18 protein-coding genes, 2 pseudogenes and 1 riboswitch are annotated in these 19,439 nt (G+C 33.0%); of the genes and pseudogenes, 4 read left to right on the forward strand and 16 right to left on the reverse strand.

Translation table 11 applies throughout. From position 1 onward, the window contains the following. Positions 1-133: 133 nt before the first annotated feature. Entirely contained in the window at positions 134-229 is a 96-nt protein-coding gene (locus HMPREF2578_RS10810; RefSeq protein ID WP_000493114.1) for a type I toxin-antitoxin system Fst family toxin, read from the reverse strand. Positions 230-751: 522 nt separating this feature from the next. On the opposite strand from HMPREF2578_RS10810, the pseudogene HMPREF2578_RS02250 reads away from it, so the two are divergent. After that, positions 752-901, forward strand: a pseudogene (locus HMPREF2578_RS02250) (alcohol dehydrogenase); the annotation flags it as partial. A gap of 82 nt (positions 902-983) precedes the next feature. Here the strand turns inward: HMPREF2578_RS02250 and HMPREF2578_RS11220 are convergent. From HMPREF2578_RS11220 to HMPREF2578_RS02260, 3 genes and pseudogenes are all read right to left on the reverse strand, one after another. Further along, positions 984-1,094 (reverse strand): annotated as a pseudogene (locus HMPREF2578_RS11220) (winged helix-turn-helix transcriptional regulator); the annotation flags it as partial. A gap of 80 nt (positions 1,095-1,174) precedes the next feature. After that, entirely contained in the window at positions 1,175-3,433 is a 2,259-nt protein-coding gene (locus tag HMPREF2578_RS02255) for an ATP-binding cassette domain-containing protein (protein WP_070508235.1), read from the reverse strand. A gap of 570 nt (positions 3,434-4,003) precedes the next feature. Beyond that, positions 4,004-4,522, reverse strand: coding sequence for an immunodominant staphylococcal antigen IsaB family protein (locus HMPREF2578_RS02260; protein ID WP_070508236.1), 519 nt, complete (start codon positions 4,520-4,522; stop codon positions 4,004-4,006). Positions 4,523-5,125: 603 nt separating this feature from the next. Between HMPREF2578_RS02260 and HMPREF2578_RS11270 the strand changes: the two genes are divergently transcribed. Further along, a complete protein-coding gene (locus tag HMPREF2578_RS11270) occupies positions 5,126-5,248 on the forward strand; it encodes a hypothetical protein (protein WP_017174772.1) in 123 nt (40 codons plus the stop codon). Between the two features lie 24 nt (positions 5,249-5,272). Continuing rightward, a complete protein-coding gene (locus HMPREF2578_RS11275; protein ID WP_002449300.1) occupies positions 5,273-5,407 on the forward strand; it encodes a hypothetical protein in 135 nt (44 codons plus the stop codon). A gap of 71 nt (positions 5,408-5,478) precedes the next feature. Here HMPREF2578_RS11275 and rarD read toward each other — a convergent pair whose 3' ends face one another. The 7 genes from rarD to lpdA all read right to left on the reverse strand — a co-directional run bounded on the left by rarD (position 5,479) and on the right by lpdA (position 13,842). Then, a complete protein-coding gene (gene rarD, locus HMPREF2578_RS02265) occupies positions 5,479-6,384 on the reverse strand; it encodes an EamA family transporter RarD (protein ID WP_070508237.1) in 906 nt (301 codons plus the stop codon). Between the two features lie 152 nt (positions 6,385-6,536). Further along, positions 6,537-8,279 carry a phosphomethylpyrimidine synthase ThiC gene (gene thiC, locus HMPREF2578_RS02270; RefSeq protein WP_070508238.1) on the reverse strand — a complete coding sequence of 581 codons (1,743 nt, stop codon included), beginning with the start codon at positions 8,277-8,279 and terminating at the stop codon, positions 6,537-6,539. Positions 8,280-8,482: 203 nt separating this feature from the next. Continuing rightward, positions 8,483-8,587: riboswitch (TPP riboswitch) on the reverse strand. Between the two features lie 188 nt (positions 8,588-8,775). Next, a complete protein-coding gene (locus HMPREF2578_RS02275; protein ID WP_017174769.1) occupies positions 8,776-8,991 on the reverse strand; it encodes a zinc ribbon domain-containing protein in 216 nt (71 codons plus the stop codon). A 95-nt stretch (positions 8,992-9,086) separates the two neighbouring features. Next, positions 9,087-10,370 (reverse strand): dihydrolipoamide acetyltransferase family protein, encoded by a 1,284-nt coding sequence (locus HMPREF2578_RS02280; protein WP_054105534.1) that lies wholly within the window; start codon positions 10,368-10,370, stop codon positions 9,087-9,089. Positions 10,371-10,384: 14 nt separating this feature from the next. Continuing rightward, a complete protein-coding gene (locus tag HMPREF2578_RS02285; protein ID WP_049335336.1) occupies positions 10,385-11,425 on the reverse strand; it encodes an alpha-ketoacid dehydrogenase subunit beta in 1,041 nt (346 codons plus the stop codon). Between the two features lie 69 nt (positions 11,426-11,494). Continuing rightward, a complete protein-coding gene (locus tag HMPREF2578_RS02290; RefSeq protein ID WP_002454646.1) occupies positions 11,495-12,448 on the reverse strand; it encodes a thiamine pyrophosphate-dependent dehydrogenase E1 component subunit alpha in 954 nt (317 codons plus the stop codon). Between the two features lie 41 nt (positions 12,449-12,489). Then, positions 12,490-13,842, reverse strand: a complete 1,353-nt coding sequence (lpdA, locus tag HMPREF2578_RS02295) for a dihydrolipoyl dehydrogenase (protein ID WP_054105533.1) — start codon at positions 13,840-13,842, stop codon at positions 12,490-12,492. A 259-nt stretch (positions 13,843-14,101) separates the two neighbouring features. On the opposite strand from lpdA, the gene HMPREF2578_RS02300 reads away from it, so the two are divergent. Then, complete coding sequence (locus tag HMPREF2578_RS02300) at positions 14,102-14,719, forward strand: CadD family cadmium resistance transporter (RefSeq protein WP_049419899.1); 618 nt, start codon at positions 14,102-14,104, stop codon at positions 14,717-14,719. Between the two features lie 51 nt (positions 14,720-14,770). Here the strand turns inward: HMPREF2578_RS02300 and HMPREF2578_RS02305 are convergent, their stop codons facing one another. The 5 genes from HMPREF2578_RS02305 to HMPREF2578_RS02325 all read right to left on the reverse strand — a co-directional run bounded on the left by HMPREF2578_RS02305 (position 14,771) and on the right by HMPREF2578_RS02325 (position 19,423). After that, positions 14,771-15,604, reverse strand: a complete 834-nt coding sequence (locus HMPREF2578_RS02305) for an energy-coupling factor transporter transmembrane component T family protein (protein ID WP_061544140.1) — start codon at positions 15,602-15,604, stop codon at positions 14,771-14,773. Between the two features lie 2 nt (positions 15,605-15,606). Next, complete coding sequence (locus HMPREF2578_RS02310) at positions 15,607-17,313, reverse strand: ABC transporter ATP-binding protein (RefSeq protein ID WP_070508239.1); 1,707 nt, start codon at positions 17,311-17,313, stop codon at positions 15,607-15,609. Between the two features lie 87 nt (positions 17,314-17,400). Then, positions 17,401-17,955, reverse strand: coding sequence for an ECF-type riboflavin transporter substrate-binding protein (locus HMPREF2578_RS02315; RefSeq protein WP_049419896.1), 555 nt, complete (start codon positions 17,953-17,955; stop codon positions 17,401-17,403). Between the two features lie 16 nt (positions 17,956-17,971). Further along, positions 17,972-18,820, reverse strand: a complete 849-nt coding sequence (locus HMPREF2578_RS02320) for an SAM hydrolase/SAM-dependent halogenase family protein (RefSeq protein WP_049419895.1) — start codon at positions 18,818-18,820, stop codon at positions 17,972-17,974. A gap of 195 nt (positions 18,821-19,015) precedes the next feature. Next, positions 19,016-19,423: a carboxymuconolactone decarboxylase family protein gene (locus tag HMPREF2578_RS02325; protein WP_061544142.1), complete on the reverse strand. Its 408-nt coding sequence runs from the start codon at positions 19,421-19,423 to the stop codon at positions 19,016-19,018. Positions 19,424-19,439: the final 16 nt, after the last annotated feature.

Below are 19,439 nucleotides of genomic sequence, written 5' to 3' on the forward strand. Positions count from 1 at the left end.
TTGCATTCCTCTACTAACCAGTGTTATAATTTGATTAACAAATAGTGTACTAACATGATAAACACCGAGCCCGATAACTACTGCGAATAGTTATCGGGCTCTTTTGGTGTATTAGCTATATGTCGTCGCTAAATTACTTTTCACGATTATTCAGCCAATGAGAAAATAACGTGAGTATAACTCCTACTATGATAGGAGCTATAATAGTTACAAATAGTGTACTGAACATGATGTCACCTCCTTCCATGCTAAATACAGCACAGAAGTGAACGACGACTTTTGTATTATATCATTTCTAATAATTGTGTTACAGATAACTTCCGATAAGTTAAATTATGTATTATTTTCTGTTTTTCTCTTTCCTTGTATTTTTTCAAATTCTTCTATATGGTTCAAAATCATTGTTGGAGTAATATTAATATATATACTTTCAAACTTTATTTTGGGGTAAATAATAGAAAAATTATTTACATTGATATTCTGAGATAGTGAGGCGTATAAGAAAATAAATTTGATGGTGAATGAATGGGGAATATCCTCCTTTTGTTATAGATACTATTTTCAAAAAAAGATGATTATATTCAATAAATTCACATGATTTATATGTAAATTATGTATATTTAACACAAAATAATAATTACTTAATTTACTCGTTTGAGTTTGTATTTTAATAACAGGCGCATATTTGCTAAAAGAGGATGATTGTATGAAATCAGTTACTTATCAAGGATATAAAAATATGGAAGTATGTGAAGTAAATAATCCAACAGAAATTATCACTCATACTATGCCGTTAGAAGATGTAAAAGAAGTTTATGACATCTTTGATCAAAAAAAAGATAATACTATTAAAGTTATTTTAAAACCACAATACTATATAGATAAAGACGCCTTACTTTGAATAACTCGTTCAAAGTTGAGGCGTCTTTTACCTATATATTTAAATTTTAACATTTTTCTATTTAGAAATTTCTTCCAGAAATTCATCCCCCCCAATCACAAATTGCATAAACTACTTTATCGAGTGTTTTTCCTATGTTTGTTAACTTATACTCAACTTTTGGTGGAACTACTGGATAGACAATTCTTTCAATATTTCTATATTGAAAGAATCTATGATAAGAAAAGAGTTGAATGAATATAATAAATATAAACTCATCCAACTCTTCTATTTCTACTGATTGATATAGCGTTTCAAGTGTTTAGATGTCAATGTTTCTGAACTATCAATAAAGTTTTTAGGTGTTCCACTAAATTGGACCTTTCCGCCATCCAACCCAGGGCCTGGACCGACATCGATGATCCAATCTGCTTCACACATAATCGATAAATTATGTTCAATCAAAATAACTGTATTGTTTTGATCAATTAAATCATCAAAACACTCCATCAATATAGGGATATCCGATTCATGTAGGCCTGTGGTTGGTTCGTCAAAAATAAAAATACTATTTTTTATCTCTTCATCTAAATGTTGTGCTAGTTTCACGCGTTGAATCTCTCCACCAGACAAAGTGGATAAAGGTTGTCCAAGTGACATATAATTCAAACCTGTTTTACTTACAGATTGTAATTTTGACTTAATATCATTCTTTTTATCAAAGAAAATAATACCTTCGTCAACCGTCAAATCGAGAACATCGGCGATTGAATACCCATCTATGGTAGCATCTAATACTTCTTGTTTATAACGTTTACCATGACAAACTTCACATGTCTGTGAAAAATCACCCATAAAAGCAAGTTCCGTTTTAATGTAGCCCTTTCCACCACAATTTGGACAGGCACCTTTTGAGTTATAACTAAACATAGCTTTATTTAAGCCTGTTTCTTTACTGAAAAAGCTTCTTACGCTATCAAAAACACCTAAATACGTTAACAGATTAGATTTATTAGATCCTTGAACTGCTTTTTGATCAATAAAGATGGTATGGTCATTATTTTCAAAACCTGCTTTAACAAGGGTACTCTTACCTGAACCAGCAACGCCTGTTAAGACTGTTAATACGTGTTTAGGTATAGACGTTTTTACGTTATTTAAATTGTTTTGTGTCACAGGACCGATATTATAAAAATGGTTCGCTTCACGAATATTCTCTTTTAAATTATGTTTGTGACGTAATGCGTTACCTGTCGAAGTATTTGAAGAGAGTAATTCATTATATGTTCCTTCAAATGTGATTTCACCACCATTTTTTCCTGAACCTGGTCCCATATCTATGATATAGTCCCCTTCTTTAATAACATCGGGATCATGTTCAACAATTAACACAGTATTGCCTTTGTCTTTTAAAGATTTTAAAATTTCATTGATTTTAGCTATATCTTCCGGATGCAAACCAACACTTGGTTCATCTATAATGTAAACTAAATCCGATAAAGAACTATTTAAATGACGTATTAATTTAAGACGTTGCGCTTCACCGCCTGATAATGTCGTTGTGACACGGTTAAGCGTTAAATAACTTAATCCAATATATTTTAGTGCTTCTAACTGCTTTTTGAGAGGATCAATAATATATTTAGCTGTTGGATCCTCTAATTTATTAAGAAACTCTAAATTTTCCTTAATTGTCATTTGTGTGAAATCAGAAATATTTTTACTCATAATTTTAGAACTTAATATTTTCGAGTTTAAACGTTGACCTTTACATGTAGGACATATTTTATTATTTACTACATTTTTAAGATGTTTGGCATAGCGTTTTTTATTAAATTCTTTATCGCCTAAAAATATTCTACTGAATCTAGGTATTAGCCCTACATATTTAGCTGACTTTCTCCATTCTTTAGGAGGATTTTTTAACGTCATTGGCTCTTGATATAAAAATAATTCTAATTCATCTTTTGTATAGTCTTTCAATTTTTTATTATTATCAAATAAACCACTATCTCGATAGGCTTTACCACGCTCTTTATCTGGTCCAAAAGAAGGAAAGTCTATGGCACCTTCATTTAAAGACTTATCCCAATCTAGCAATTCATCTAAGTTAATGTCTTCAATATATCCTAATCCTTCACAAGTTTTACACATGCCCTTAGGACTATTGAAGGAATATACATCTGAATAGCCAACAAACGGTTCGCCTATTCTAGACCACAGTAATCTAACGGAGGCATATATATCCGAAACTGTTCCTACCGTAGAGCGAGAATTCCCATTGAATCTTTTCTGATTAATTGTCATTGCTACAGGAAGATTTTTAATTTTTTTCACTTTCGGTCTAGGTTGTTGATTTAAATGAAATTGGATATAACTGGAATAACTTTCATTTAGTAGCTGTTCAGATTCCGCAGCAATAGTATTAAACACTAAAGATGATTTCCCTGAACCAGAACGTCCTGTAAATACGGTTACTAAGTGTTTTGGGATATTTACATCTATGTTTTTCAAGTTATTTTGTGAAGCACTTGTAATATTAATAAAATCCATTAAGTATCCTCCCTTTATAATCTTTACAACATTGATTATTGCATATTAATCAATGATTAACTACTTATTCAAAAGACGACAACTTTAAGTCTTTTATATTACAAATTATTCCACCAATTCAATCCGTCTTCACTAAGTAATTTTTCACTTTCTTTAGGTCCATAGCTTCCAGAGTCATAATTAGGAAACTGCGGCTGTTCTTGTTTTCATACATTTACAATATCAACGAGTAATTTAAAAATGTTTTCAAAATTCAATTACACTATATTTATATCAATAGCGTTAATATTTATTAATACTGAAATTTTTGTCATCTACGAACATATTAATATAAATAGAATTATAAAATTTAAAATATGACTCATTTGTCAGTATTATTTTAGGATTGCTAGTTATCATTTCATGGTTATTTGTTTTACGAGAATACCAACATGGACATGAGAAAACAGAAAAAGGAAAGTTAGTCATTATTATTGCTTGTATACTGACTTTCATTATGACATTCATCAATATACTCGATTAATAAAAAACAGCACCTCGCAATGAGGTGCTGCCCTTTTATATCTTCTATTAAGACACAACAACGTGATCAACGTATCCATTTGTGACATGGAATGTAATATGACCTTTACCTACTGTGTAACCGTATAATCCTTCTGTTTTATCTGCTTGTTTCTCAGTCAGTGATGGTTGATATTGATAATGATCTCCGTAAACGTCTTTCACTTGTTCTAAGCTTACTTTTTTAGGTGCGACCTTAAAATCAATCATTGCTGCTGTGTTGCCTTTGACTTGATTAAATGTTTGGTCGTATACTTTTTTTGTTGATGTACCATGTTGATACTGCTCATTCACTTTAATTCCGTTAAATGTCACATTTCCAGCTTTTAACGCATTATAGAACGTGTGATTTAATACGAATTCGCCACCTGACTTTGTATAACCATGATAATCATAATGATAGCCTTGTGATGTTTGCGTTTGTGCATGTGCTTCATTTGATACCCCGTTATGCTCAGTTACATTAAACCCTAATACTGTTCCTAAAGTAATACCACCAACGACCATTGCTTTTGCAAATTTCTTCATTATGGATCACTCCTCTTATAGAATTATAATGAACTTCCACTTTTAATATATAATATTACACTCAAATATTCAAATTTTTATAAATTAAAATATAAATTTATTGAAATATAATTAATTGAAAATCCAATTAATTATATAATACTTATAATATTACTCTACTTTTTATTCTTTCATTATTTTTAATTTGTATTCAACACATGTTAGCCTTAAATCATACATATTTTAATTGATAAGGAGAGAACTAATGAAAACAATACGTTATTTCCTATACTTTTTTATCGTTTATTTTATAATCTTTTATTTAGCACAACGACTTTTAAAATTAGATCTAGGTATTGTGCGTTGTTTCATTTCATCTGTTGTTTTCGCTATAATGATGAGTTATTTTGCTTACTTTGCGAAGAAACTTAATAGATAATACCTATGTTTATTTGTCATACTTCTGCTTCATTCTATTAACGGTACTTCTTTCTATATCAGTAGTCATCCTATGAAAAGTTAAAAAACGTCATGACATGGTATCAATTGCTAGAAATGTAAATAATAAAAATAATGAAGAATATGTCGTGCAGATTCTTAGATTTAAAGGAGGTATTGTCTATAATGAAGATCATTGATGTAGCTATGTATCTTGTTCACTCTACAATACCTTTATTAAAATTAACGATGGACATGTTTTTTTATTTTGAAAACGGGAATACTTCACTATACGCTTTAACTACGTAAAACTTAATAAATGGAGGTCATGTTATGGCTGGATATAAATCACCAGGACGTAAAATTTCTGAATATATTGGCATTATTGCTATCGTAGCAGTATTTGCTGGCGTTTTTTATAAAAACCTTAAAAATGAAAACCAAACTGGTAACGGTTCTTTAGGCTAATTTAAATATTTTTTATAGATGATAAATAGAGCCATCCTTCACTCATCAAGTAGTGAGGGGTGGCTTGTTTTTTATTCTGGTCTAGGACTACGTTTCATTTTAATATATTGAGAGATACTATAAAGCGCAATACCAATCCAAATAAAGATAAATGTAATGAATTGGTGGATATCGAATTTTTCTTTAAATACGAAGATACCTAGTAAAAAGATAATCGTTGGACTAATGTATTGAATAAATCCTGTCAGTGATAGCGGAATGCGACGAGCGCCCGCTGAGAATAAAATAAGTGGGACAGCTGTTACCGCTCCAGAGAATAAGAGTAAAAATGTACTCATATTCAAACCGACTGATGATTGGTGTGCTTGCCATAAATAAATGATATAAATCAGTCCTGCTGGTGCTGTCACAATACATTCAATCGCAATCCCACTCATTGCTTCAACACGTACCAATTTTTTTAGTAAACCGTAAATCCCAAATGAGAATGCCAACATTAAAGAAATAATTGGAAATTCTCCTATCTTCATTGTCATGTAAATGACGCCAATTACGGCTGATACAATCGCTAACGTTTCAAACTTATTGAAACGCTCTTTTAAGAAAATAAATGCGAGTAAGACACTCACTAATGGATTAATATAATAACCTAAACTGGTTTGTAGCACATGACCATTAGACACTGCCCAAATGAATGTTCCCCAGTTAATCGTAATCACATAACCTGCAATAATAATCGCAACAAGTTGAATCGGATGTGCTACGAGTTGATTGATATCATGTTTAAGCGCTTGTGATTTTTTTAATACAAAAATCATTAGAATCATAAAAACCATCGCAAGGATAATGCGATATGCTAAAATTTCAAATGCGCTAATACCGTGAATGAATCTCCAATAAATAGGTAGAATCCCCCATAATAAATGCGCCCCTAACGCAAATAAAATTCCTTTTTTAAATTCTGCATGATTATCCATGCTAAACCCTCCTAGCAATATTACCCTGGAAATATGTATAACACTATCGTATCAGTAGTTAGACGAAATGGGTATATCTAAGGAGTTTTTTCTATTTAAAAAGGTAGCGAGATATAATCGCTACCTTTCTTCATCATCTATCTATTTTCTAGTTAATGATAAATTTTATTGCCGCCTTCTCTAAATTCTTCGGCTTTCTTTTTCATGCCTTCAAGTTGTTCTTTGTAGGAATCGCGAATATCGTGTGATAAGCGCATTGAACAGAATTTGGGCCCACACATACTACAGAAATGTGCAATTTTCGCTGATTCTGCGGGTAATGTTTCATCGTGAAATTCTCTTGCTCGATCAGGATCTAATGCAAGGTTGAATTGATCAATCCAACGAAACTCAAAGCGTGCTTTACTAATTGCATCGTCGCGTTCTGTTGCCCCTGGTAAGCCTTTAGATAAATCTGCTGCATGTGCAGCAATTTTATAAGTGACGACACCTTCACGTACGTCATCTTTATTTGGTAAACCTAAATGTTCTTTAGGTGTCACGTAACATAACATTGCCGTACCATGGCTCGCAATTTGAGCAGCACCAATGGCAGACGTAATATGGTCATATGCTGGTGCGATGTCTGTTACAAGAGGTCCTAATGTATAAAATGGTGCTTCTTTACAATAGAAATCTGCTAAATCTTGGTTTTCTTTAATTTTATGCATTGGAATATGCCCTGGACCTTCAATCATAACTTGCACATTATATTTCCAAGCAATATCCGTTAACTCACCTAACGTTTTCAACTCCGCAAATTGACTTTCATCGTTAGCGTCATAAATTGAACCAGGACGCAAACCATCTCCTAGAGAAATAGCAACATCATATTGACTTAAAATTTCACAAATCTCATCGAAGTGTGTATATAAAAAGCTTTCTTCGTGATGTGCAAGACACCATTGTGCAATAATTGAGCCACCACGAGAAACAATCCCAGTCAAACGATCAACAGTTAATGGAATATAATGAAGACGTAATCCTGCGTGAATAGTAAAATAATCGACCCCTTGTTCAGCTTGTTCAATTAATGTATCTCTATACGCTTCCCATGTTAAATCTTCTGCCACCCCATTTACTTTTTCTAACGCTTGATAGATTGGCACTGTTCCTACTGGTACAGGTGAGTTACGTAAGAGATACTCACGAGTTGTATGGATATTTTTTCCTGTAGATAAATCCATAATCGTATCTGCACCCCAATGTGTGGCCCAAACTAATTTTTCAATTTCTGCTTCAATAGATGATGACACAATAGAGTTACCAATGTTTGCGTTGATTTTTACTGAGAAGTTTTTACCAATAATCATTGGTTCAGATTCAGGATGATTGATATTATTAGGGATAATCGCGCGTCCTCTCGCAATTTCTTCCCTTACAAATTCTGGTTCCACTTGTTCCCTAATTGCTACAAATTTCATTTCTTTAGTGATAATCCCTTGTTTAGCGTAGTACATTTGTGTCACAGGTGTCTCTTTACTGCTACGTCTTGGTTGATATTCAAATGGATGAGCTACATAGTTTTTATGGCCTTCTTTTGAAAAACCATTATCAATCGATTGAATACGACGACCTTCATAATGTTCAACGTCTTCACGTGCTTCAATCCATGCATCGCGAACCTTTGGAAGTCCGTGATTGATATCAACCTCATAACTGTCATCATGATAAGGACCTGCTGTATCGTACACTACGACAGGTTCATTTTGAAAACTACGTTGTTCTAATTGGGTATCAGAAAGTTCAATTTCTCGAAATGGCACAAAGATATCACTATCCTTACCCTCGCCTTTTTTAAAAATACGTTTACTTGCTGGAAAAGTTCTTTTAAAATTGATTTTTTCTTGTTTCATTAACAATGCCTCCTAAGTTAGGTTACTAGAAGGGTCTAAATATCACTGATTATATGATTCATAAAAAAAGCATTCAGCTTAATACTGAATGCATAAGAATAAGTGAATATATACGAAAATATATGTAAGTATCATAATGAAGAAAATGATTCATCGTTAAATTGACCTTTTCATCAAATTATGAAAACATCCATATGTCATTGTAAAGTGACTCACTGGCTTCCCTACGCTAGTATTAACTAGATCAGGTTCAAAGGGTTGGAACATGATTTTCCTTTCAGCAATATAAAGCACCCCTAGCAGAGATTATTAAATTATAGGTTACTTAACCTATACTTATACAATGACTTAAAATTCCAAGAATATCAAGTCAATATATTAAATATTTTTTATAACTTTTAGACATCCGAAAGTCTAACTTCACACGACCCGAAGTCTTACTTAAAGATTGAAAAAGCAGCAACCACAAGGGTTACTGCTGTCCTATTTTTTTGACTTATCCTCCAAAGAACAAATCAATAAAGTCTCTACTTCTGTTTCTATCTTGTTTATAAAATTCGGTATATCCACAATTTTTACAAGTTATCGTCTTAAAATTATTATGTTGTACATCTAAAAATTTAGACAATCCTGATCCTGTTGCAGATAATGTACCTTCTTCTACTTCTGTATGACCACATTTTATACAACCTTGATTTTGATTTTCTGACATAATGAACCACTCCTCTATTATATTTGTTGTTAGCTTACATAATACAATAACCCCCAAAATTGGGGGTTATTCATTAAATTGATGTTTCATGTTTTTTATAACATCAATAAATATGGATTTTCAATATATTTAGCAAGTACTTTTAAGAAATCAGCTGCGCCTGCGCCATCTAAGATTTGATGATCGAAAGTTAAACTTAATGGGATACGAGAGACTTGTTTTACCTGATCTCCTTCAAGCACAAGTTCTTTAGCTAGAGCACCGACACCTAAGATACCTGTTTCACCTAAATTTAAAATTGGTGTGAAGTATTCGATACCACTTGCACCCATATTCGTAATTGTAAATGTCGCGCCACTAAGTTGAACGTCACCTGTATTTCCTTCCCGTACTGCTTCAGCTGATGTTTTAATTTCTTTTGCTAAAGTGCCAATACTTTTAGTATCTGCATTGTCAATGACTGGCACCATAAGACCATCTTCAAGTGATGTCGCAATACCTAAATGTACATCATCGTATTCTGTTAATTCACCGTTTTCATAACGAGCATTCATTGCGCCATATTCTTTAAGTGCTAGGACTACTGCTTTAGCTAATAAAGCTGTGACTGTCAATTTTACATCTTGATCTGCATCTTTTAATTCTTCAGATAATCGAGCTTTAAAGTCTAATAAACGATCTGCATTGACTTTGCGATGTAATGTTAATTGAGCAGTATTATTAAGACTTTGTCGCATATTTTGAGCAATACGTTGACGCATTGGATTCAGACCTTCACCAATGCTAGACACATCGAAGTTTTGTGGCGTTGAAGATGCATTTTCGTTAGACGTATCCGCTTCACCTTCATAATCATAGCCTTCTGAGTCTACACGTTGAATATCTAATTTTGTAATACGATCATTTCCACCTGTACCTTTAATTCTTGTGATATCAAGGTCCTTATCTTTAGCCATATTACGTGCTAATGGAGAGATAAAGATACGGTCACGTTGTTCAGGCTTCGCTTCTTTTTCTGTATCTTTTTTATCAGATTGTTCTTCATTTGAAGAAGCTTGTTGATCTTCAGACGTTGTGTCGTTATCTTTATTCTCTTGGGTAGTTTCTTCAGAATCATCGTCATCGCTTCCTACGTCTTCGCCTTCTTCTCCGATGATACCAAGCACTGCTTTTACTTTTGCATCTTCGCCTGCTTGTACTTTGATTTTTAGTAATGTTCCACTTGTAGGTGCTTCGACATCGTTTGTTAATTTTTCAGAGCTAATTGTGACAATGCTTTCGCCTTCTTCTACTGTATCGCCTTCTGATTTAAACCACTCTTCTACAGTACCTTCTTTCATTGTCATACCAAGCTTTGGCATAATAATATTTTCACTCATTGTGATACACCTCCCTACACGTTAGCCTTTTTTAAGTCATCAACTAATTCAGATGCTACGTCTAATACTTTATCTGCATTTGGAATATATGCCGCTTCTAAGTTTGATGCAAATGGTACTGGTGTATCTGGTGCTGTTACTTTTTTGATTGGACCGTCTAAATAATCGAATCCAATATCACCGATGACAGAAGCGACGTCACCAGCAATGTTACATTGTGGACTTGATTCATCAATAACAATTAAGCGACCTGTTTTTTTCACTGATTCTAACACTGTATCTTGATCCCATGGAGACACTGAACGTAAATCAATGACTTCTACTGAAACGTTATCTTCTTCAAGTCGGTCAGCTGTTTCTTCAGCCACTGCAACCATTTTACCAATTGCGACAATAGTTAAATCATCACCTTCTCGTGTAACATTGGCTTTACCAATCTCAATCGTATAAGGTTCTTCAGGGACATTACTTTTTTGACCAAGTAATGTTTTATCTTCTGAAAATACAACTAAGTTATCGTCTTGAATCGCTGACATTAATAATCCTTTTGCATCATATGGATTTGATGGTACAACTACTTTAACACCTGGAATTGTTGCGAACATATTATATAGAGATTGAGAGTGTTGTGCTGCCGCACTTGCGCCAGCGCCATGAACGGTACGTACCACTAATGGAATTTTAGCTTTACCACCAAACATATATCTCATTTTTGCACCTTGGTTTAAAATTGGGTCTAAACCAAAGCCAATAAAATCGTTAAACATGAGTTCTGCGATTGGACGTAATCCGGTAGCTGCTGATCCTACAGCTGCACTTAATGTAATATGTTCAGAAATAGGTGTATCAATCACTCGTTTACGACTATATTTTTTAGCCAGTCCTTTTGTAACACCGAATACGCCACCAAATGTATCGTCGTCTTGAATATGTTCTACTTTTGCGCCACCTGAAACGTCTGTACCAATTAAGATGACATTTTCATCTTTCTCCATAGATTGATCAATCGCTTCATTAATCGCGCCCATAAATGTTAATTTACGTTCTTCACTCATCGTAAAAACCTCCTCGTCTGGTTAGGTTCGTTCTTATCTATTTCTTCGTTTTAGTGCTTTAAAGGTTTCTTATGCAAAAACATCTTTGTATAGTGAATCTTCATCTGGTAATTCACTTTCGTCCGCAAATTTCACAGCATCTTCTACGGCTTGTTCAGCTGTGTTTTCAATATCATCTGCTTCTTCTTCAGTTAACCAACCTTCTTCAATCGCTTGTTTTCTGAATTCTACAGTGGCATTTTTATCCGCATTACGATCATCTGGTGACTTAACTTTTTGTTCGTCACCTTCAAAGTGACCATATTTACGATACGTATCACATTCGATTAATGTAGGCCCTTCCCCTTTTTTAGCGCGGTCTACTGCTTCTTGTGTTGCTTTATAAACCTCTAAGACATCCATGCCATCTACACGTACGCCTGGCATATTATATGCAGAAGCACGTTCTGCAATCGTTTCAGATGCACTTGCATAGTCGTGTGTCGTACCTTCAGCGAATTGGTTATTCTCACAGACAAAGATAACTGGCAAGTTTAAAATTGAAGCGAAGTTTAAACCTTCATGGAATGTCCCTTCATTTGCAGCACCATCACCAAAGAAGCATACGGCGACATTGTCTTTACCTTGGTTAATAATTGAAATACTTGCACCAATCGCAAGACCAAAACCGCCACCTACGATACCATTGGCACCGAGCATCCCTTTGTCAATTTCGGCAACATGCATTGAGCCACCTTTACCATGACCTAAACCATCACGTTTACCCATGATTTCTGCCATCATACCGTTTAAATCGCAACCTTTTGCGATAGCATGTCCATGACCACGGTGTGTACTTGTAATATAATCATCGTCAGTCAGTTGTGACATGACACCTGTGGCAACGGCTTCTTCACCGACATATAAATGTACAAATCCTGGGATTTGACCATCACTAAAAATTTTGTGTACCTTCTCTTCAAAAAATCGAATTTCATTCATTGTTTTATAAATCCAACGTGCTTGTTCTTTTTCCATTTTCATTGTCAATTCCTCCTATCTTTCATAGGGCGTAAGTGTAATAACTACATGTGAATTGCAGAACCAAAGTATGCATCCGCACCTTCGCCAATCGCTTCTAATAATGCGGGATGTGGTTGAATTATTTCGGATAATTCATAGATGGTACCTTCTGACGCTTTTACTCCTAGGACTTCACCAATTAAGTCTGTCGCATGAGGTCCTACAATAAAGGCGCCAAGTATTTCTCCATATGTTTGATCAATAACTAATTTTATAATTCCTTCATTTTCCCCTTTAATGAGCGCCTTCGCATTACCTTGAAACGCTGATTGTATGACTTTCACATCATATCCCGCTTCTTTGGCTTGCTCTTTTGATAAGCCAATGGATGCCGCTTCAAGTCGTGTATAAATACAACGTGTAATGTTTTCTTGACGAACAAGTGGTGGGTGTTCTCCAGCAAGTGTTTCTGCTACATGAATACCATGTGCACTTGCAGCATGTGCAAGTTGATAACCTTTGACTAAATCACCAATCGCATAGACATGTTTTTGACTTGTTTGATAATGGTCATCCACTTTAAAGAACTTGCCATCCATCTCTAAATTTAAATCTTTAGCCACTTGTGTATTCGGTTGTCTACCTGTCGCGACAAGTAACGTTTCGAAGCTGACGTCATCTTGACCATCGAGTACAATTTTAGTTTTATCTACTGTTTTAATTTTCGCCTTTGTAATAATGTTAATACCTTGATTTTCTAAATGAGCTTTTAATAACTCACGTGTATCATCAATTTCAGTAAGTAAAATATCATCTGCCACTTCAACAATGGTTACGTTCACGCCAAGATCAGCCATTGATGAAGCGAGTTCTGTTGCGATGACACCACCGCCAATCACTGCTAATTGTTTAGGTAGTTGTTTTAAATCGAAAAATGTATCTGTTGTTTCATAATCGATGTTATCTAATCCATCAATAGGTGGTACAAATGGTTTACTACCTGTCGCTAAAATAATATCTTTACCTTGATACGTTTCATTATTTACTTTTACGTTTAAGTCTTTTGAAATGCTTGCTTCTCCCTCAATATAAGCTACTTTATTTTTCTTTAGTAACTGTTTAACGCCACCCGTAAGTGTTTGTACCACTTTCTTTTTACGTTGTACAAATTTAGGAAAATCGATATTTAATTCTTTCGTCGTCATTCCCCAGTCATTAGCAACTTGAATGCTATGTGCTTTTTCCCCGTGTTCTAATAATGTTTTAGATGGAATACAACCCACATTTAAACAAGTGCCTCCAGCATTGAATTTTTCGATGACTGCCACCTTTTTACCCAATTGTGCGGCACGAATGGCTGATACATACCCTCCAGGTCCTGCACCAATCACAATCAAATCATATGATTCACTCATGAATGAACGCCTCCTTCCGTAAGAGAACTTTTATCATTTTATTATAAAGAGATATTTGTAAGCGCTTTCTAATCTCTTCATTTTCATTTTACACTTTATATTTTGAATTTTCAAATTATTTAGTATTTATTGTTTTTTATTTTTTCCATGCAAGTAGACATTAAAAATTTGGTGAAAATTTTAAAATAAAATCTATATAATTCTTATTTGAAATGCGTTATACTTTATTCAATATCACTTTTAAAAGGACAGTTAAACTATGATTCAAACTATCATTACTGCTGCGATATTGTATATCGCAACTGCAGTCGACTTACTTGTTATTTTGCTTATTTTTTTCGCGCGAGCACAGACAAAAAAAGAATATAGAAATATTTATATTGGTCAATATGTAGGATCTGTGACATTGATTGTCGTAAGTTTATTCTTTGCCTTTGTCTTAAATTATGTGCCTGAAAAATGGATTTTAGGATTACTTGGTCTTATTCCTATCTATTTAGGATTAAAAGTAGCTATTTTTGATGATTGTGAAGGAGAAAAAAGAGCGAAACAAGAACTAGACAAACACGGATTAACTAAACTAATTGGCACGGTTGCGTTAGTGACGATCGCAAGTTGCGGAGCAGATAACATCGGATTATTTGTCCCTTACTTTGTCACATTAAGTGTCTCTGAACTCATTGTGACATTAATCGTCTTTTTAATTTTAATCTATGTCTTAGTGTTTACTGCACAGAAGCTTGCATCTATTCCTGAAATCGGAGAAACTGTAGAGAAGTTCAGTCGTTGGATAATGGCAGTGGTCTATATTGGACTTGGTTTATTTATTATTATCGAAAACCATACCTTGCAGACGATTTGGAACTTTTTCTTCTAAATTAAATATAAACTCCCCACTAACTCTAACGTTACGGGGAGTTATTTTTAGTTATTTCCAAGGGTTATAGAATCTACCTTCATTTATATAAAATAATGTTATTACTATCACAATAAAAAGTAATGCTATAAAGATTACAATAATATCTTTCTTTTTAAAAGGCTCGCTTACATACCATGTACGCGATTTATGTTGTCCAAATTGGCGTAATTCCATAGCCGTACTTATTATTTCAATCCTATCCAAACTCGAAAAAATTAATGGTAAGACAATTTTAGAAGCCCCTTTAAGTCTATTTAGTAAATTTACTTTTTTAGACATTTCAAATCCTCTCGCTTGTTGTGCCTGAGAAATATTAAAGTACGTTTCTTGTATGTCTGGTATATACCTTAATGCTAAAGCGACTGCATAACTAATTTTATAATTAACTCCTATTTTATTCAGACTAGCCGCAAAATGACTTGGATTTGTAGTAAGTAAGAATACTAGAGCTAAAGGAATAGTACAAATATATTTTAATAGTAAATTAGATAAATAAAATAATTCTTGAGATGTAATCGTAAATCGTCCTACTCCATTCCAAATAATATCTCTTTTATCATATAAACGAACTCCATATTCAGGATCAAATAGATACACTGCAAATAAATTCAAGACAGTAAAGAAAAATATAAATTTCACCACGAAACTTACTTGGTACCATTTAAGGTGAGACACTTTAAATAATAAAATGGATATGATAGCTACTACAATCAAGTATCTTGTATCATATGTAATCATTGCTGAAACAGAAACTAATAAAAAGAATACTAATTTAGCTGTTGCATTTAAATGATGAATAGAACTTGTACCCGGATGATATCCTAATGTATTTAAATCAGACATATTTATCTCACCTCTTTATCATATTCTATGAATTTTTTTACAAATTCTTGAGGTTTTTGGATATCTAACTTTCTTGCTACATCATATAAAGATGTCGTATGTAGCGAAGCTTGCATGCACAATTCGTTATTTAACAAAACGTCAATTGGAGTTGAATCTGCTATAATTTGTCCTTCAGATACTACGATTGTACGTTCTGTGTATTCTACTAATAAGTGCATATCATGTGTAATCATTATAATTGTTTTACCTTGCTGGTTTAATTTACTAAGAAATTCCATCATTTCAGTATAATGATAGAAATCTTGCCCTGCAGTGGGCTCGTCCAAAATTATAACTTTAGGATCTAATACAAGTATTGATGCAATGGTTACACGTTTTTTCTGTCCATAACTCAGTGCCGCAATTGGCCAATTTCTAAATGAATACAAACCACATATTTTTAAAACACTATGAACCTTTTCTTTAATTTTCTCTTCATCAATATTTCGAAGCCTTAATCCTAATGCAACTTCATCATAAATCATTTTTTCGCATATCATATGATTTGGATTTTGCATAACATAACCTACATAACTAGACCGTTCGCTAATAGACAATTTATCAAACCGTTTGTCTTCCCAATACATCTTACCTTTAGTTTTTAAAAATCCACATATAGCTTTAGCAAGTGTAGATTTTCCGGCTCCATTATGACCTACAATACTTATCATTTCTTTATTATTAATATCTAAATTAACATTATTTAATACTTTGACGCCTCGTTTATTATATTGATATGTAATGTTAGACAAACTTAGTAATGTTTCATTATTACTATTCTCTATTTCTTTAATTTTTATATGGTTAAACCATGACAGTATCGAATTTTGAACAGTTTTAAACTCTAATATTTTTTCTTTATTCGAAATATTATCTAAATTCTTCAATGGTACATTAGCATATTTCATAACAGTAACATATAAAGGTTCACGAATACCTGCTTCTAATAGTTGATTAGTTTTAAGCAAATGATCTGGCGTAGTATCAGCTATAATCTTACCTTCATTAAATAAGATGACTCGATCAAATGTTTGATTTAAAGCTTCTTCTAAACGATGTTCAACCATCAAAATAGTAGAATTTGTTTTGTGATGTATTTCTTCTAATAAATGTATCGTTTCTTGACCAGTCTTGGGATCAAGATTCGCTAATGGTTCATCAAATAATAAAATGGGCGTTTGATGAATTAATATACCTCCTAAAGAAACTCGTTGTTTTTGACCTCCAGATAAATCTTGAGGCCTTTTAGATAAATGTTGCTGAATACCCACGATTTTCGCCCAATGGTTTACTCTATCTTTCATTTCTCTGTTTGAAATATTATTATTTTCAAGAATAAACGCCATATCTTCAGCTGCTGTCAGCCCTACAAATTGTCCATCTGTATCTTGTAGTACTGTTCCTACGACATTCGAACGTTCATGAAATGTGTAATCATTAGTATTTTTACTTTTAATCTCTATTTTTCCAGTTAATTCACCTTCATATTTATTTGGAATTAAACCATTAATACAATTGATAAATGTTGATTTACCACTACCTGATGCGCCAACTACCAATACTTTTTCTCCAGGATAAATATTAATGTTTATACTGTGAAGTGTAGGTTCTGCCTGACTATGATACTTAAAATTTACATTTTTAAATGAAATAATCGGTTCGGCCATATACATAAATTCTCCTTATCTAGTATTTACTGATTATAGAGAAAATCGAGAAAACATTTCAATATGTTTTCTCGATAAATTTTCAAATTAATCTTTTTTAAGGCTACCTTTTTTAATTTGAGTAGCTGCATAAGCTTTTAGAAGGATAGTCCCAATAATTCCTACTGCAATAATATCAAGTGTGGCTGACAAAATACCTTGTGTAAATACTTTATTAGCAGGTTCACTATAAATTAAAATATCTAAAATTGGCGCAATAATTGCCCAACATACAATATTTCCAATAACTTGTGCCACATTAAAGAAAACAATATTTTTAAATGAAAATTGGCCTGAAGATAAATTAATTTTTTTACCAATCCATCCATAATAAAAACCAATAAGACCAGAACATACTACCCAACTCCACCATGCACTTCCATACATTGTAAAATCTTTAATTGCATGACCAATTAGTCCAGTAAGTAATCCTGTGATTGGTCCGAATACTACAGATAATAATGCTAAAAATGGATAAGTTGTTTCAATATTCGTATCTGGAAATCCAGTTGGTATTACGATAAATCTACCCAAAATTACAAATACAGCTGCGCCAATACCTATAGCGACAATGGTTTTAACTGAAATACCTTCATTTTTCATAAAACATTTTCCTCCTTTAAAATTTTGGTGCTTTTGATAATTTAATTGTCCAATCATTACCTGTACCAATGTGGTATAAATCTGAAAAAGAATCTTGGTTGACTGCAACTCCAATATTAACTAATGAATTGACATAAACTAATGGTTCTCCTACATTTACATCAGCAAATGAACGAACAAATTTAATTATATTTTGATATACTCTTTTTTCTTTATGGTAGATTTTTACAATTAATTCATCACCATGTGAAATATTTGCGTTTTTTAAATAAGAAAGCGGTATATTAGTCCATAGCGATCCAAAACGAATGTCTAGTACATCGATACTTCCAGAAAGTTCAGATTCACTTTCGATAGCTTCAGTAATGTCTAATTTTTCAATTGAATTTAAACTAATTGATTGCCCTAAATCTTCAAATTCTACTTGTTTAGAAGCTAATCTTGCTCCATTATAGGCGTAAACATCTCTTCCATGGAATGTATGACTTTCCTCTGAATGAGGAAGTCGACTGACTACTTCATCGATTGCAATAACCTTTTCAATGCCCTCATAATAATTAATATGACTTAATGAGCCATTATCTGGTGTAATAATATAATGTCCTGATTTAGTAAGACAAGCAATACTACGACGATCGCTTCCAACGCCAGGATCAACTACAGAAACAAATACTGTGTCTTTTGGCCAATATTTTACTGTTTGATATAAACGGTATGAAGCTACCCAGATATCATAAGGTGGGATATCATGGGTCAAATTATTAATTTCTATATCTTCACTCACAGTGTATGCTACTCCATACATTGCACTAACTGCTCCATCCCCCAAACCAAAATCTGATTGTAAAACTAAATGGTTTCCCATACATAACCTCCCAAATGCTATTTATTTCTCCCTTATTTTATGTCCGAATTTTCAGAATTATATTAAAATATTACTTTTATAAATAATGAAAGTCAATATAATTTCGATAAAAATAATATGAATTCGTATTCACTTTATATATTATTTTAAATTAAAATTATAAAAGGACTCTAACCTAAGCTAGAGTCCTTTTATTTAAGGTTGCAATTTCATAATCGCACCAAATTGTTGTTGGGCATTTGTAAATGTAATGAACGTAATAAGTTCGACGATTTCTTTATCTGACAAATGAGACTTTAAGATTTCTGTGTACGTTGTAGGTATTTGATCTCCCAGTTTGATATAGACTTCTGTAAATCCAATACATATTGCTGATTTTTCATCTGTTAGACTCCCGGTAGGCTTGCCTTTTGCTTTACAATATTGGCAACCATTTTTCTGCGCTAGCATACGGCGTATCTCTTCTTTGAGTTCTGCGTTTAAAGCATTAGTATTTTCTAGTGTGTCACTCAATGCTGACCACGTCTTCATAATGTCCTCATGATGACCTAATAATTGTTGAAATGGTGTATGACCTATGTGTGAGGGTTCAATAATAGCCATGATATATCACTTCCAT

Source organism: Staphylococcus sp. HMSC072H03 (assembly GCF_001809305.1).
Classification (GTDB): domain Bacteria; phylum Bacillota; class Bacilli; order Staphylococcales; family Staphylococcaceae; genus Staphylococcus; species Staphylococcus hominis.

What these genes read in the sequence shown, in the direction of transcription:
- HMPREF2578_RS10810 (WP_000493114.1), bottom strand. Translation starts at nt 229, where the DNA reads ATGTTCAGTACACTATTTGTAACTATTATAGCTCCTATCATAGTAGGA.
- HMPREF2578_RS02255 (WP_070508235.1), bottom strand. Translation starts at nt 3,433, where the DNA reads ATGGATTTTATTAATATTACAAGTGCTTCACAAAATAACTTGAAAAAC.
- HMPREF2578_RS02260 (WP_070508236.1), bottom strand. Translation starts at nt 4,522, where the DNA reads ATGAAGAAATTTGCAAAAGCAATGGTCGTTGGTGGTATTACTTTAGGA.
- HMPREF2578_RS11270 (WP_017174772.1), top strand. Translation starts at nt 5,126, where the DNA reads ATGAAGATCATTGATGTAGCTATGTATCTTGTTCACTCTACAATACCT.
- HMPREF2578_RS11275 (WP_002449300.1), top strand. Translation starts at nt 5,273, where the DNA reads ATGGCTGGATATAAATCACCAGGACGTAAAATTTCTGAATATATTGGC.
- rarD (WP_070508237.1), bottom strand. Translation starts at nt 6,384, where the DNA reads ATGGATAATCATGCAGAATTTAAAAAAGGAATTTTATTTGCGTTAGGG.
- thiC (WP_070508238.1), bottom strand. Translation starts at nt 8,279, where the DNA reads ATGAAACAAGAAAAAATCAATTTTAAAAGAACTTTTCCAGCAAGTAAA.
- HMPREF2578_RS02275 (WP_017174769.1), bottom strand. Translation starts at nt 8,991, where the DNA reads ATGTCAGAAAATCAAAATCAAGGTTGTATAAAATGTGGTCATACAGAA.
- HMPREF2578_RS02280 (WP_054105534.1), bottom strand. Translation starts at nt 10,370, where the DNA reads ATGAGTGAAAATATTATTATGCCAAAGCTTGGTATGACAATGAAAGAA.
- HMPREF2578_RS02285 (WP_049335336.1), bottom strand. Translation starts at nt 11,425, where the DNA reads ATGAGTGAAGAACGTAAATTAACATTTATGGGCGCGATTAATGAAGCG.
- HMPREF2578_RS02290 (WP_002454646.1), bottom strand. Translation starts at nt 12,448, where the DNA reads ATGAAAATGGAAAAAGAACAAGCACGTTGGATTTATAAAACAATGAAT.
- lpdA (WP_054105533.1), bottom strand. Translation starts at nt 13,842, where the DNA reads ATGAGTGAATCATATGATTTGATTGTGATTGGTGCAGGACCTGGAGGG.
- HMPREF2578_RS02300 (WP_049419899.1), top strand. Translation starts at nt 14,102, where the DNA reads ATGATTCAAACTATCATTACTGCTGCGATATTGTATATCGCAACTGCA.
- HMPREF2578_RS02305 (WP_061544140.1), bottom strand. Translation starts at nt 15,604, where the DNA reads ATGTCTGATTTAAATACATTAGGATATCATCCGGGTACAAGTTCTATT.
- HMPREF2578_RS02310 (WP_070508239.1), bottom strand. Translation starts at nt 17,313, where the DNA reads ATGGCCGAACCGATTATTTCATTTAAAAATGTAAATTTTAAGTATCAT.
- HMPREF2578_RS02315 (WP_049419896.1), bottom strand. Translation starts at nt 17,955, where the DNA reads ATGAAAAATGAAGGTATTTCAGTTAAAACCATTGTCGCTATAGGTATT.
- HMPREF2578_RS02320 (WP_049419895.1), bottom strand. Translation starts at nt 18,820, where the DNA reads ATGGGAAACCATTTAGTTTTACAATCAGATTTTGGTTTGGGGGATGGA.
- HMPREF2578_RS02325 (WP_061544142.1), bottom strand. Translation starts at nt 19,423, where the DNA reads ATGGCTATTATTGAACCCTCACACATAGGTCATACACCATTTCAACAA.